Genomic DNA, 13785 nt, shown 5'->3' with positions numbered 1-13785 from the left:
TTTGTGGGCGCGCGGATGGTCACGATTGTTCCGAGTCAAACTCCCGTCGCCGGCCGGCATTAAAATTTTGTTAATACTTATGAGGCTGCCAGGCGCACACCGAGCTCTCCCCGAGCCAGGCGCGCGCACCGGCACGCCGCGCGAACACACGTCCACCTCGAGGCCAGCATGAACCGCCAACAGCTCCAACGCGCGAGCCATCAGACCTATGCGTGGTTCCGCGAAGCCGCCGAGCGCGGCAATCCCTACGCCCAGTTCAACCTCGCGCTGCTCTACAAGAAGGGCGAGGGCGTCGAGCGCGACGACGCCGCCGCTTTCCGCTGGCTGCGCCGCGCCGCCCTGCAGGGGCTGGCGTTCGCCCAGAACCACCTCGGCGCCATGTACTACCACGGGCGCGGCGTCGAGGCCTGCGACGCCGAGGCGGCGCGCTGGTTCCGCCTCGCCGCCGACCAGGGCGACGCCTCGGCCCAGCAGAACCTGGGCCACATGTACCGCAAGGGCCGGGGCGTGGGCCAGGACCACGAGCGCGCCCTGTCCTGGTACTACCGCGCGGCCGAGCAGGGCATGGCCAGCGCCCAGAACCTGCTCGGCGAATGCTACCTGCACGGGCTCGGCGCGGCGGTCAACCATCCGCTGGCGATGGCCTGGTTCCGCAAGGCCGCGCTGCAGGGCGATTGCGCGGCCCAGCTCAACCTCGGCCTGATGTACAAGCGCGGCCAGGGCGTGGACGCCAGCGGCAAGCAGGCGCTGTACTGGTTCCGCCAGGCCGCCGCCGCGGGCGAACGCGGCGCCCAGCGCCAGCTCGGCCTCGCCTACGCCGAAGGGCTGGGCGGGAAACCCGATCCGCGCCGCGCCCTGGCCTGGCTGCAGCGCGCGGCCGGCCATGGCGACCGCGAGGCCCAGTTCATCCTCGGCAGCGTGTACGCCAACGGCCGCGCGGGTCTGCAGGTCGACCGCGACGACGCCTGCGCCTTCGAGTGGTACAGCCGCGCGGCCAGCCAGGGGCACGTGGCCGCGCAGTACAACCTGGCGAACATGTATGCCCACGGGCGTGGCACGGCCTGCGCGCCGGAGCGCGCGATCGAATGGTACCGGCGCGCGGCCGAGCAGGGCGCGGCGAACGCCCAGTTCAGCCTCGGCGTCATCTATGCCAACGGCCAGGGCGTGGAGCGCGACGCGGCGCGCGCCGCCCACTGGTACCAGCTCGCCGCCAACCAGGGCGACGCCAGCGCCCAGAACAACCTGGGCGTGATGTACGCCCTCGGCCAGGGCGTCGAACAGGACGACCGGCGCGCCGTCTACTGGTACGGCCAGGCCGCCGAGCAGGGGCACGCCCTGGCCCAGTTCAACCTGGGCGGCATGTACAACAGCGGCCGCGGCGTGGCGCGCGACCCGGTGCGCGGCTACATGTGGATGCTGCTCGCGGCCGAGGGCGGCGACGCCACCGCCAACGTCAACAAGACCATCGCCGCGCGGCGCCTGAGCCCATCCGAGATCGGGCATGCGATCGACCTGTCGCACAAGTGGCAGCTCAGCCACCGCGAGGCGGGCGGGCGCCGGCCGCAGCGGCCGCTGCCGGACTGATGACGGTCCGGCTCATTCGGCCGCGCCGCCCGCAGGTCGCATCCCGATGGGTTTCGCGTTATGATGCCCTCCGGCACATCCGCCTTCATGACACCACGTTTCGAGAACAATATGCACATGAGACACGCAACGCTCGCCGCGGCCCTGATGATGGCCTTCGGCGTCCAGGCTGCCGACCCGGCATCCTGCCCGGGCAGTCCAATGAAGTATCCGGTCACCCAGAAGGTCGACCAGACGGACAACTACCACGGCACCACCATCGCCGACCCTTACCGCTGGCTGGAAGACGCCAACAGCGCCGAGACCAAGCAGTGGGTCGACGCCCAGAACGCGGTGACCCAGGCTTACCTGGGCCAGATCCCGCAGCGCGAGGCGATCCGCCAGCGCCTGACCAAGCTGTGGAACTACGAGCGTTACTCGGTGCCGTCGAAAGAAGGCGGACGCTACTTCTACAGCCGCAACGACGGCCTGCAGAACCAGTCGGTGCTGTACACCATGAAGAACCTGGACGACCAGCCGCGCATGCTGCTCGACCCGAACACCCTGGCCGCCGACCGCACGGTCGCCCTGGCCGGCGCCGAAGTCAGTCCGGACGGCAAGCTGCTCGCCTACGGCACCGCCGCCTCGGGCTCGGACTGGAACGAGTGGAAGGTGCGCGACATCGAGACCGGCAAGGATCTCGAGGACCACCTGAAGTGGGTGAAGTTCTCGCAGACCGCCTGGACCAAGGATGGCAAGGGCTTCTTCTACAGCCGCTATGACGAGCCGACGGAAGAAACGAAACTGGCCGCCGTCAACTACCACCAGAAGCTCTACTATCACAAGATCGGCACGCCGCAGAGCGCCGACACCCTGGTCTACGACCGTCCCGACCAGAAGGAATGGGGCTTCCGCGCCCAGACCACCGACGACGGCAAGTACCTGCTGATCACGGCGACCAAGGGCACCGCCCACAAGTACCGCATCTTCTACAAGGATCTGTCGAAGCCCGACTCGCAGGTCGTGCCGCTGATCGACAACTTCGACGCCGCCTACGACTTCATCGACAACGTCGGCGACGTGTTCTACTTCAGCACCGACCGCAAGGCGCCGCGCCAGCGCATCGTCGCCATCGACGTGCGCAAACCGGCTGAAGCGAACTGGAAGGAGATCGTTCCCGAAACCGCGGAGACCCTGAACGCCGCCCACATCGTGGGCGATCGCATCATCGCCGAATACCTGAAGGATGCGCGCAGCGTCGTGCGCGTGAGCGACCTCAACGGCAAGCTGGTGCGCGAGATCGCGCTGCCCGGCATCGGTTCGGTCTCGGGCTTCACCGGCAAGCGCGGCGACAAGGAGACCTTCTTCTCCTTCACCGGCTTCACCACCCCGACGACGATCTACCGTCTCGACATGAAGAGCGGCACAACCAGCGTGTTCCGCCAGCCGAAGGTCGACTTCGACCCGAACGCCTATGAGACCCGGCAGCAGTTCTTCACCAGCCGCGACGGCACCAAGGTGCCGATGTTCATCGTGTCGAAGAAGGGTCTGAAACTCGACGGCAACAACCCGACCTACCTCTACGGCTACGGCGGCTTCAACATCTCGATGCTGCCGGGCTTCTCGCCGGCCAACCTGGCCTGGATGGAAATGGGCGGCGTCTACGTCGTGGCCAACCTGCGCGGCGGCGGCGAATACGGCGAGTCCTGGCACCAGGCCGGCACCAAGCTGCAGAAGCAGAACGTGTTCGACGACTTCATCGGCGCGGCCGAGTGGCTGGTCGCCAACAAGGTGACCCAGCCTTCGAAGCTGGCGATCGGCGGCGGCAGCAACGGCGGCCTGCTGGTCGGCGCGGCGATGACCCAGCGTCCGGACCTGTTCGGCGCCGCGATCCCGATGGTCGGCGTGCTCGACATGCTGCGCTTCCACAAGTTCACCATCGGCTGGGCCTGGACCTCGGACTACGGCTCGTCGGAGAACCCGGACGAGTTCAAGGCCCTGGTCAAGTACTCGCCGCTGCATAACCTGAAGCCGGGGACGAGCTATCCGGCGACCATGGTCACCACCGCCGATCACGACGACCGCGTGGTGCCGGCCCACAGCTTCAAGTTCGCCGCCGCCGCCCAGGCGGCCCAAGCCGGCTGCAACCCGATGATCATCCGCATCGACACCAAGGCCGGGCACGGCGCCGGCAAGCCGACCGCCAAGCAGATCGAGGAAGTGGCGGATCGCTGGGGCTTCCTGAGCCGCGCGTTGAAGATGTAATGGTGTGGGTATCGGGTGGCTTTCCGCTGCCTGGTTCGTGCAAGAGATCGGGCCAGCGAATCGTTTGATTCGGCTGGCCCGATTTTTTTGTGTATCGATTGTTGCGGCAGCGAGGGTGGGCCGTGAAGGTGGGGCAGATCACGAGTACGACCGCGTGGGCTCGGGAGCCCACCCTACGAAACCCGATGCAGTGCTTCTATTGTTGGCGCTTGCAGTGGCGTAGGGTGGGTACTCGTACCCACGCGCTACGGCTGATGAAATCTGCCTTGCGGGTTCCATTGCCGGCGCCTGAAGTGCGTAGGGTGGACACCTGTGTCCACGCGGTACGGCGGAGGTGCCGTGGCAGCTCGTGCAAACATTTGTTATGCCAAAAAAACAAATGTCGTATCGAGCGAGATCCGCCAGCGGCGCAAGCTACCGATGCACCACCACCAGCAAGGCCTTCGCCTCGGTCTTCCCCACGTTCCGGATCACATGATCCTGGTCCGCCGGATACCTCGCCGTTCCGCCGGCCTTCACCTTGCGCTTCGACGTCCCGACTTCCACCTCGAGCGAGCCGTTCAGCACGGTCATGTGCTCCTTGGTCCCCGGATCGTGGGCCTGCGAGGCCAGCTCGCCGCCCGGCGCCAGGGTCAGCTCGTACCATTCGTACTGCCCGGCCAGCTCCATCGGCCCCAGGATGCGCAGGGTATAGCCGGCATGGGTGCCGGGCAGGGTCGGGGTCTCGTGGGCGTCCAGCACGCGGATCGCCTCGACGTCGCGCGTTTCCGACGCCAGCAGCTCGCCGATCTGCACGCCCAGGGCATTGGCCAGACGCCAGGTGATGGCGATGGTAGGATTGGCCTTTTCGCGCTCGATCTGCGACAGCATCGACTTCGACACCCCCGCGATGCGCGACAGGTCTTCCAGCGTCAGGCCGCGCGCCAGGCGCAGGCGCTGCAGGGTGGCGCCGACTTCCGGCGGGGCATTATGGGTCGTGACCACGGTTTTCATCTCGACAGACAGCTCTGGTAATTGTTGGACCGCCCGACCTTGCCAAGTGCCCTTGCCAAGCGATCTTGCCAAGTTCGGCAGGTCGGCGTAATATTCATTATATTGAATTTCAGTTCGAAATACCGAAAACGAGGCAGGGCAGCGAATCGGTACGAAGAGCGGTCAACGGTACAGCATAGTCCAACAGCCGGTCAAGCCGGCATCACCGACAGGGAAATGACATGAGCGAACAAGGGAAGAACGCGTTTTACACCGGCCTGCAGCAGAACCTCTCCACGCTGCGCGACCAGGGCCTGTTCAAACCCGAGCGCGTGCTGGCCTCGCGCCAGGGCGCCGAAGTCGTGGCCGACGACGGCCGCACCCTGATCAACATGTGCGCCAACAACTACCTGGGCCTGTCGGGCGATCCGGAAACGCAAAAGGCGGCCGAGGCCGCGCTGGCCAAGTACGGCTACGGCCTGTCGTCGGTGCGCTTCATCTGCGGCACCCAGACCGTGCACAAGGAGCTGGAGCAGGCGCTGTCGAAGTTCCTCGGTACCGAGGACACCATCCTGTACGCGGCCGCCTTCGACGCCAACGGCGGCGTGTTCGAGCCGCTGTTCGACGAGAACGACGCCATCATCTCGGACGCCCTGAACCACGCCTCGATCATCGACGGCGTGCGCCTGTGCAAGGCGGCGCGCTACCGCTACGCCAACAACGACATGGCCGACCTCGAGAAGCAGCTGGTCGCCGCGACCGAGGCGGGCAAGCGCCACAAGGTGATCGTCACCGACGGCGTGTTCTCGATGGACGGCACCATCGCCCAGCTCGACAAGATCGTGGAACTGGCCGAGAAGTACGGCGCGCTGACCCTGGTCGACGAATCGCACGCCTCCGGCTTCATGGGCGCGACCGGCCGTGGCACCCACGAACACTGCGGCGTGCTGGGTAGAATCGACATCATCACCGGCACCCTGGGCAAGGCCCTGGGCGGCGCGATGGGCGGCTTCACCTCGGGCCGCAAGGAAGTCATCGAGACCCTGCGCCAGAAGTCGCGGCCTTACCTGTTCTCGAACACCCTGGCGCCGATGATCGCCGGCGCCTCGCTGGCGGTGCTGGAGCGCATCGGCAAGTCGACCGAATTGCGCGACCGCCTGATGGAAAACACCGCTTACTTCCGCAGCGAGATCGAGCGCATCGGCTTCACCATCAAGCCGGGCACCCACCCGGTGGTGCCGGTGATGCTGTTCGACGCGCCGGTGGCGCAACAATTCGCGGCGCGCATGTTCGAACTGGGCGTGCTGCTGTCGGGCTTCTTCTACCCCGTGGTGCCGATGGGCCAGGCGCGCGTGCGCGTCCAGCTCTCCGCCGCGCATACCCGCGAACAGCTCGACAAGGTGCTGGCCGCCTTCGAACAGGCCGGCCGCGAACTGGGCATCCTCAAGAATAACTAATCACCGGCTTCAAGGAACTAGAGTACATGGAACGCATTCTCATCATCGGCGCCAACGGCCAGATCGGCAGCGAACTGGTCACCGCACTGGCGGAAAAACACGGCGTCGATAACGTCCTCGCCACCGACATCGGCAGCAACAACGTCTACGGCGCCGCGCGCTACGCCCAGCTCGACGTGCTGGACAAGGAACGCCTGGCGGCCGTCATTGCCGACGAAGGCGTGACCCAGGTCTACCAGCTGGCGGCGCTGCTGTCGGCCACCGGCGAAAAGGCGCCCCTGAAGGCCTGGACCCTGAACATGGACGGCCTGCTGAACATCCTGGAAGTCGCGCGCGAACGCGGCGAGGCGGGCAAGCCCTTGAAGGTGTTCTGGCCATCGTCGATCGCCGCCTTCGGCCCGAACACCCCGAGCGAAAACACCGCCCAGTACACGATCATGGACCCGACCACGATCTACGGCATCAGTAAACTCGCCGGCGAACGCCTCTGCGAGTACTACCACACCAAGTACGGCGTGGACGTGCGCTCGATCCGCTACCCGGGCATCATCAGCTACAAGTCGCCTCCGGGCGGCGGCACCACCGACTACGCGATCGCCATCTTCCATTCGGCTTTGAAGGGCGAAACCTACGAGTGCTTCCTGGGACCGGAAACCACGCTGCCGATGATCTACATGCCGGACGCGATCCGCGCTACCATCGAGCTGATGGAAGCCCCGGCCGACAAAGTGGCGATCCGCTCCTCGTACAACGTCGCCGGCGTGTCCTTCAACCCGCGCGAACTGGCGGCGGCGATCAAGCAGGCCGTGCCGGCATTCGAGATCGCCTACAAGCCGGACAGCCGCCAGGCGATCGCCGACACCTGGCCGAAGAGCCTGGACGACAGCCGCGCCGCGAGCGACTGGGGCTGGAAGGCCGAGATCGGCATCGAGGAGATGGTCGCCAGCATGCTCGAGAACATCGACGTCGGCGCCACCGCGTAAACACACAATAAGAAAAAAAGAGAATAGCGAGACACATAGATGGACATGAGCGTTTTCGATCTTTTCAAGATCGGTATCGGCCCATCGAGCTCCCACACGGTGGGCCCGATGGTGGCGGCGCGCCGCTTCCTGCTCGAATGCGGCACTCTCGACGAGGCGGTCGGCGTCGAGGCCCACCTTTACGGTTCGCTGGCGCTGACCGGCGTCGGCCACGCGACCGACAAGGCGGTGATCCTGGGCCTGATGGGCGAGACCCCGCAGGACATCGATCCCGACAGCGTCGAGGACAAGCTGGCCGAAGCGGAACTGGACGGCGTGCTGCGCCTCCTGGGAACGAAAGAGGTGCCGTTCTCGGCGCGCACCAATCTCGTCTGGCACAAGTCGTCGACCCTGCCCGAGCACCCGAACGGCATGCGCTTCGTGCTGCAGCTGCGCGACGGCAGCGTCATCGAGCGCATCTATTATTCGGTCGGCGGCGGCTTCATCACCGCGGCCGGCGAAGCGCAGGCGCGGATGGCCGAGGCGGCGGAGACGGCCAGCGCGCCGGCGCTCGCGGTGCCTTATCCGTTCGACACCATGAACGAACTGCTGGAGCAGGGCCGCAAGCACGGCCTGTCGATCCCGCACATGCTGCGCGCGAACGAATTGGCGCGCATGAGCGAGGCGGAACTCGACGCCGGCCTGGACCGCATCTGGACCACGATGCGCGACTGCATCGCCCACGGCCTGGTCACCGAAGGCCAGCTGCCGGGCGGCCTGAACGTCAAGCGCCGCGCGGCGCGCCTGTGGAAGCAGGCCCACTGTACCGAAGGAAAGCGCGTCAACGAGCTGCCGCACGACGCCACCCACCACGTGACCCTGTACGCGATGGCGGTCAACGAGGAGAACGCGGCCGGCGGGCGCGTGGTGACGGCGCCGACCAACGGCGCGGCCGGCATCATCCCGGCGGTGCTGCGCTACTACGCCGAGGACTGCCGCCCGAGCGACCCGGTGGGCGGCATCCGCGACTTCCTGCTGACCTCGAGCGCGATCGGCATGCTGTGCAAGAAGAACGCCTCGATCTCGGGCGCCGAGATCGGCTGCCAGGGCGAAGTCGGCGTGGCCTGCGCGATGGCGGCGGCCGGCCTGGTGGCGGCGCTCGGCGGTTCGAACGAACGCATCGAGAACGCCGCCGAGATCGGCATCGAGCACCACCTCGGCATGACCTGCGACCCGATCGGCGGCCTGGTGCAGATCCCCTGCATCGAACGCAACGGCATGGGCGCGATCAAGGCCATCACCGCCGCCTCGCTGGCGTTGAAGGGCGACGGCACCCATTTCGTCAGCCTCGACAACGTGATCGAGACCATGCGCCAGACCGGGGCGGACATGCAGGCGAAGTACAAGGAGACCTCGCTGGGCGGGCTGGCGGTGCACGTGGTGACGGTGAATCACGCGGCTTGCTGACATACGCGCCACAGGCCGCGTTCCCATGACGGTGTTTGGGACGTGACCTGAACCGTAGGGTGGGCGCCCCGTGCCCACCGGATGTCTGCAGATCCGCGGCGTATGGAATCATCGAAGCCGGCGCGTTGCCGGTACGCTTCCATGGCGCCGCCGCGACGCGTCTTTTTCGATTTGAAGTCGTCCGACACGACGCGAACGTCCGCGTGGGCACGGCGTGCCCACCCTACGGTCCTCGACAGCGCCGATGCTGTTCCGTTTCTATCCCCGCCACGCCAATCTCGGCCGCACAGACGGGATCGGCCGGGCCGCACTATAATAAATGGATCAACGCCAGCCAACCGGATCCATTAACGTATGCAATATGTGTCTACCCGCGCAACGAGCGCGTCCGCTTCCCGTAATCCGGAAACCTTTTCCTCGATCCTGCTCGGCGGCCTGGCGCCCGATGGCGGCCTGTTCATGCCGGCCGAGTACCCGCGCGTCAGCGGCGAGGAGCTCGACGCCTGGCGCAAGCTGTCCTACGCCGAGCTGGCCTACGAGATCCTGCGCAAATTCGCGACCGACATTCCGGACGCCGACCTGAAGGCGCTGACCGCCAGGACCTACACGCCTGAGGTCTACCGTAACGCGCGCGCGGACGAGTCCGCGAAGGACATCACGCCCTTGCGCGTGCTGGAAGACGAGGGCGGCCGCAAGCTGGTGCTGCAGGCGCTGTCGAACGGCCCGACCCTGGCCTTCAAGGACATGGCCATGCAGCTGCTCGGCAACCTGTTCGAATACGCGCTGGCGAAGAACGACGACGAGCTGAATATTTTTGGGGCCACCTCGGGCGACACCGGCAGCGCCGCCGAGTACGCGATGCGCGGCAAGCGCGGCGTGCGCGTGTTCATGCTGTCGCCGGCAAACAAGATGAGCGCCTTCCAGACCGCCCAGATGTTCAGCCTGCAGGACCCGAACATCTTCAACATCGCCGTCGAAGGCGTGTTCGACGACTGCCAGGACATGGTGAAGGCCGTCTCGAACGACCTGGCCTTCAAGGCGCGCCACAAGATCGGCACCGTCAACTCGATCAACTGGGTGCGCGTGGTGGCCCAGGTCGTGTACTACTTCCGCGGCTACCTGGCGGCCACCACCAGCAACGACCAGAAGGTCTCGTTCACCGTCCCCTCGGGGAACTTCGGCAACATCTGCGCCGGTCACATCGCCCGCATGATGGGTCTGCCGATCGCCAAGCTGGTGGTCGCCACCAACGAGAACGACGTGCTCGATGAATTCTTCCGCACCGGCGTCTACCGCGTCAGGAAGAGCGCCGAAACCTTCCACACCAGCAGCCCGTCGATGGACATCTCGAAGGCCTCGAACTTCGAGCGCTTCGTCTACGACCTGCTCGGACGCGACAGCGAACGCGTCCACGCGCTGTTCCGCAAGGTCGAGACCGAGGGCGGCTTCGACCTGTCGGGCGCCCCGGGCAGCGACGGCGACGAATTCGCGCGCGTGGGCGAGTACGGCTTCGTCTCGGGCAAGTCGACGCATGCCGACCGCCTCGAGACCATCCGCATGGCCTACGACGACTACGGCATCACGATCGACACCCACACCGCCGACGGCATCAAGGTCGCGCGCGAACACATCGAGACCGGCGTGCCGATGATCGTGCTGGAAACCGCGCTGGCGGCGAAGTTCAACGAGACCATCCTGGAGGCGCTGGGCACGGACGCGCCGCGCCCGGCCGGTTTCGAGGAGCTCGAGGCGCTGCCCCAGAAATTCGTGGTGATGCGCCCCAACGTCGACGAGATGAAGGCCTTCATCGCCGCGCATACCGGATTGTAAGAACCATGACCGCAACAAAAGACCAGATCGCGACCGAAAAGAACGCGAACGACAAGAATGCGAACGAGAGGCCGGCGCCGCGCCCCATGCTCAGCGTGCGCGAGGCGCTCGACACCCTGCTGGCCTCGGCCGCGCCGGTGGCCGACGTCGAACAGGTGCCGACGCTCGAGGCCAACGGCCGCGTGCTGGCCCTCGACCAGGCGTCGACCATCGACGTCCCTTCCGCCGACAACACCCAGATGGACGGCTACGCGGTGCGCGCGGCCGACTGCGTCAACGGCGGCGCCAGCCTGCGCGTCGCCCAGCGGATCCCGGCCGGCACGGTCGGCGCGCCGCTGGAGGCCGGCACCGCCGCCCGCATCTTCACCGGCGCCATGATTCCGCCCGGCGCGGACGCGGTGGTGATGCAGGAGCAGTGCGAGGTCCAGGGCGACAACGTCGTCATCCGCCACACCCCGAAGGCGGGCGAATGGATCCGCCGCACCGGCGAAGACATTGTCGCCGGCGCGACCATCCTGGCGGCCGGCACGCGCCTGCGCAGCCAGGAACTGGGGCTGGCTGCCTCGGTCGGCCTGGCGAGCCTGCCGGTGCGCCGGCGCCTGCGCGTGGCCGTGTTCTTCACCGGCGACGAGCTGACCATGCCGGGTGAAGCGCCGGGCGGCCAGCTGGCGCCGGGCGCGATCTACAACTCGAACCGCTTCACCCTGCGCGGCCTGCTGGAGAATTTCGGCTGCGCGATCACCGACTACGGCATCGTGCCCGATTCGCTGGACGCGACCCGCGCCACCCTGCGCGAGGCGGCGCGCGAGCACGACCTGATCATCACCTCGGGCGGTGTCTCGGTCGGCGAAGAAGACCACGTCAAGCCGGCGGTGGAAGCGGAAGGGCAGCTGAACATGTGGCAGATCGCGGTCAAGCCGGGCAAGCCGCTCGCCTTCGGCCAGGTGCGCAGGGAAGCGGGGGCTGCCCACTTCATCGGGCTGCCGGGCAATCCGGTGTCGAGCTTCATCACCTTCCTGCTGTTCGTTCGGCCTTTCCTGCTGCGCCTGCAGGGCGTGAGCGGGCCGGTCGAGCCGCGCGCCTACCAGATGCGCGCCGACTTCAGCCTGCCGAAGGCCGACCGCCGCAACGAGTTCCTGCGCGTGCGCGTAAACGCCGGCGGCGGCCTGGAGCTGTTTTCGAACCAGGGTTCGGGCGTGCTGACCTCCACCGTGTGGGGCGACGGCCTGGTCGACAACCCGCCGGGACGCGTCATCAACGAGGGCGACATCGTGCGCTTCATTCCCTTCGCCGAACTCCAGTACTAGGAAATTATGCACATCGAACTGCGATTTTTCGCGTCCGTGCGCGAGGCCCTCGGCCTCGCCCAGGAACGCATCGAACTGCCCGAGACCGTGCGCACCGTCGGCCAGGTGCGCGAACACCTGGTCGCGCGCGGCGGCGCCTGGGCCGAGGCCCTGGGGCAGCAGCGTGCGCTGCGCATGGCGTTCAACCACGTCATGTGCGCGCCGGAGACGGCCATCCAGGAAGGTGGCGAGGTGGCGTTTTTCCCGCCGGTGACGGGGGGGTGATGCGAGGCGCGTGGGTAGCACTGCGTTGACGTTGATCGACATCGCACGTGATACTTGAACGCGTGGACGGGGAACCCGTCCACCCTACGGGTGACCAATAAGGTCCGGGACCAGGGAAGGCGTGCAGCAGGGCGCAGGGTGGACGGGTCTCCCGTCCACGCGTTCAAACAGCCTGGGCGGGTCGCTTGGCCTACAAGGCCGCGATCTGCTTCTCCGCCAGCGCGAGCAACCTGGCGCAGCTGTCGCTGCGCGCGCCGAAGTCGCGCCAGGCCGTGGTGCGCGCCACTTCCTGCCACTGGCGCAGCGATTCCGCATCCATGTCGGCCACGCGGGCGCCGGCGCGCGCGTAATAGCCCGCGACCTGCTGGTCGTCGGCCATCGCCATGCGCAGCGCGAATTTCTCGAGGTCGGCGCCCACTTCCATCACGGCCGCCTGCTGCTGCTTCGTCAGGCGCGCGAACACTGTCTTCGACATCAGGAGCGGCTCGAACATGAACCAGTAGCCGCCGCCGCGCGCGGTGGTCAGCGAGCGCGCCACGTCGTGCAGGCGGAAGGTGATCAGCGAGGTCGACGAGGTGAAGGCGGCGTCGAGCGCGCCGCTCTTCATGGCGTTGTGGATCTCGTTGGACGGCACGTTGACGATGCTGGCGCCGGCGTCCTGCAGGATCATGTCCATTTCGCGCGAGCCGCCGCGCGCCTTCAGGCCCTGCACCTGTTCCGGACGCAGGATCGGCTCCGCGCCGCGCGAGGCGACGCCGCCGGCCTGCCAGATCCAGCTGACCACGACCAGGCCCTGCTCGTCGAGGATGCGTGTGAGTTCCTTGCCGACCTCGGCGTTCTTCCAGCCATAGCCCTGCTGGTAGGACGTGACCAGGCCCGGCATCAGGCCGATGTTGGCTTCGGGCGCCTCGGCGCCGGCGTAGGACAGCGGCACCAGGGCCAGGTCGAGTCCGCCCTTGCGCAGGGCGCCGAACTGGGCGTTCGGGGCCATCAGCGCCGAGTTGGGGTAGATCGAGAACTTCAGGCTGCCGCGCGTGCGTTTTTCGACTTGCGTCGCGAACATGCGGCACAGGCGATCGCGGAAGTCACCTTCCGTGATACTGCCGCCGGGGAACTGGTGCGAGATCCGCATCGCCTGGGAAGCGGCCCAAGCGCCGTGCATCCAAAGGGGACTGGACGCGATTGCGCTCAGCACTGTCCTGCGGGCCAATGACGGCCGTGACATTTCCGACATACTCATCCTCCAAGATGATGAAACCGACGTACCCGGCGAATCGTGCCTCCATCGAGGGAGCGCATCGTTCACTTTCGTGCGTATAAGAATATTCCCATGAACATGCTTGTCAAGAAGAATATTATTTTCTTGACAAATGCATGGTGAATAATGCGGCGGACGGGCGCCTGGAGGGGGCAGTATCGGCGTCACCCGACTGGGCGGCGCTGACGCACATCAAGGAGGAAAAGCGCTTATTTCTTCTTGTCGAGGCGCTCGCAGACCGCGCAGTCCAGCCCCTTGCGCATGATGTAGTAGCGCCGGCCGACGAACAGCGCCGAGGCGATCGCCGACCAGGCCAGGGCCGAGGGCCAGGCGCGGGCGAAGGCTTCGCCGCGCATCAGCACGTCGACCGCCAGCAGCAGCGCGAACATCGAGACGACGGCGAACAGGTACTGGCCGATCCAGTGGGTGGTGCTGGGCAT

The 13785-nt window shown here is 66.6% G+C and carries 11 protein-coding genes; 8 read left to right on the top strand and 3 right to left on the bottom strand.

What is annotated here, in order from left to right:
• Nucleotides 1-168 precede the first annotated feature (168 nt).
• Together RT688_RS18375 and RT688_RS18370 are read left to right on the top strand one after the other, a co-directional pair.
• The gene (locus RT688_RS18375; protein ID WP_313706291.1) at nucleotides 169-1584 is read left to right on the top strand and encodes an SEL1-like repeat protein; all 1416 of its coding nucleotides are present in this window, start codon (nucleotides 169-171) and stop codon (nucleotides 1582-1584) included.
• A gap of 111 nt (nucleotides 1585-1695) precedes the next feature.
• Nucleotides 1696-3828: a prolyl oligopeptidase family serine peptidase gene (locus tag RT688_RS18370; RefSeq protein WP_313706290.1), complete on the top strand. Its 2133-nt coding sequence runs from the start codon at nucleotides 1696-1698 to the stop codon at nucleotides 3826-3828.
• A gap of 414 nt (nucleotides 3829-4242) precedes the next feature.
• Here the strand turns inward: RT688_RS18370 and RT688_RS18365 are convergent, their stop codons facing one another.
• A complete protein-coding gene (locus RT688_RS18365; RefSeq protein ID WP_313706289.1) occupies nucleotides 4243-4821 on the bottom strand; it encodes an XRE family transcriptional regulator in 579 nt (192 codons plus the stop codon).
• Nucleotides 4822-5042: 221 nt separating this feature from the next.
• On the opposite strand from RT688_RS18365, the gene RT688_RS18360 reads away from it, so the two are divergent.
• The 6 genes from RT688_RS18360 to moaD all read left to right on the top strand — a co-directional run bounded on the left by RT688_RS18360 (nucleotide 5043) and on the right by moaD (nucleotide 12087).
• The gene (locus RT688_RS18360) at nucleotides 5043-6257 is read left to right on the top strand and encodes a glycine C-acetyltransferase (RefSeq protein ID WP_313706288.1); all 1215 of its coding nucleotides are present in this window, start codon (nucleotides 5043-5045) and stop codon (nucleotides 6255-6257) included.
• A gap of 26 nt (nucleotides 6258-6283) precedes the next feature.
• A complete protein-coding gene (locus RT688_RS18355) occupies nucleotides 6284-7240 on the top strand; it encodes an NAD-dependent epimerase/dehydratase family protein (protein WP_313706287.1) in 957 nt (318 codons plus the stop codon).
• A gap of 39 nt (nucleotides 7241-7279) precedes the next feature.
• Nucleotides 7280-8686, top strand: a complete 1407-nt coding sequence (locus RT688_RS18350; RefSeq protein WP_313706286.1) for an L-serine ammonia-lyase — start codon at nucleotides 7280-7282, stop codon at nucleotides 8684-8686.
• A gap of 354 nt (nucleotides 8687-9040) precedes the next feature.
• On the top strand, nucleotides 9041-10516 hold the full coding sequence (gene thrC, locus RT688_RS18345) for a threonine synthase (protein WP_313706285.1): 1476 nt from the start codon (nucleotides 9041-9043) through the stop codon (nucleotides 10514-10516).
• Nucleotides 10517-10602: 86 nt separating this feature from the next.
• A complete protein-coding gene (glp, locus tag RT688_RS18340; RefSeq protein ID WP_313706312.1) occupies nucleotides 10603-11823 on the top strand; it encodes a gephyrin-like molybdotransferase Glp in 1221 nt (406 codons plus the stop codon).
• A gap of 6 nt (nucleotides 11824-11829) precedes the next feature.
• A complete protein-coding gene (moaD, locus tag RT688_RS18335) occupies nucleotides 11830-12087 on the top strand; it encodes a molybdopterin converting factor subunit 1 (RefSeq protein WP_313706284.1) in 258 nt (85 codons plus the stop codon).
• A 190-nt stretch (nucleotides 12088-12277) separates the two neighbouring features.
• On the opposite strand, the gene dctP is transcribed toward moaD, so the two are convergent.
• Nucleotides 12278-13249, bottom strand: coding sequence for a TRAP transporter substrate-binding protein DctP (gene dctP / locus RT688_RS18330; protein WP_313706283.1), 972 nt, complete (start codon nucleotides 13247-13249; stop codon nucleotides 12278-12280).
• Between the two features lie 305 nt (nucleotides 13250-13554).
• Nucleotides 13555-13785 (bottom strand): hypothetical protein, encoded by a 231-nt coding sequence (locus tag RT688_RS18325; protein ID WP_313706282.1) that lies wholly within the window; start codon nucleotides 13783-13785, stop codon nucleotides 13555-13557.

The sequence above is a fragment of the Massilia sp. genome (genome assembly GCF_032106685.1).
Classification (GTDB): domain Bacteria; phylum Pseudomonadota; class Gammaproteobacteria; order Burkholderiales; family Burkholderiaceae_D; genus Telluria.
Note: the sequence above shows the minus strand (reverse complement) of the source record. Positions and strands in the feature narration are given on the sequence as shown.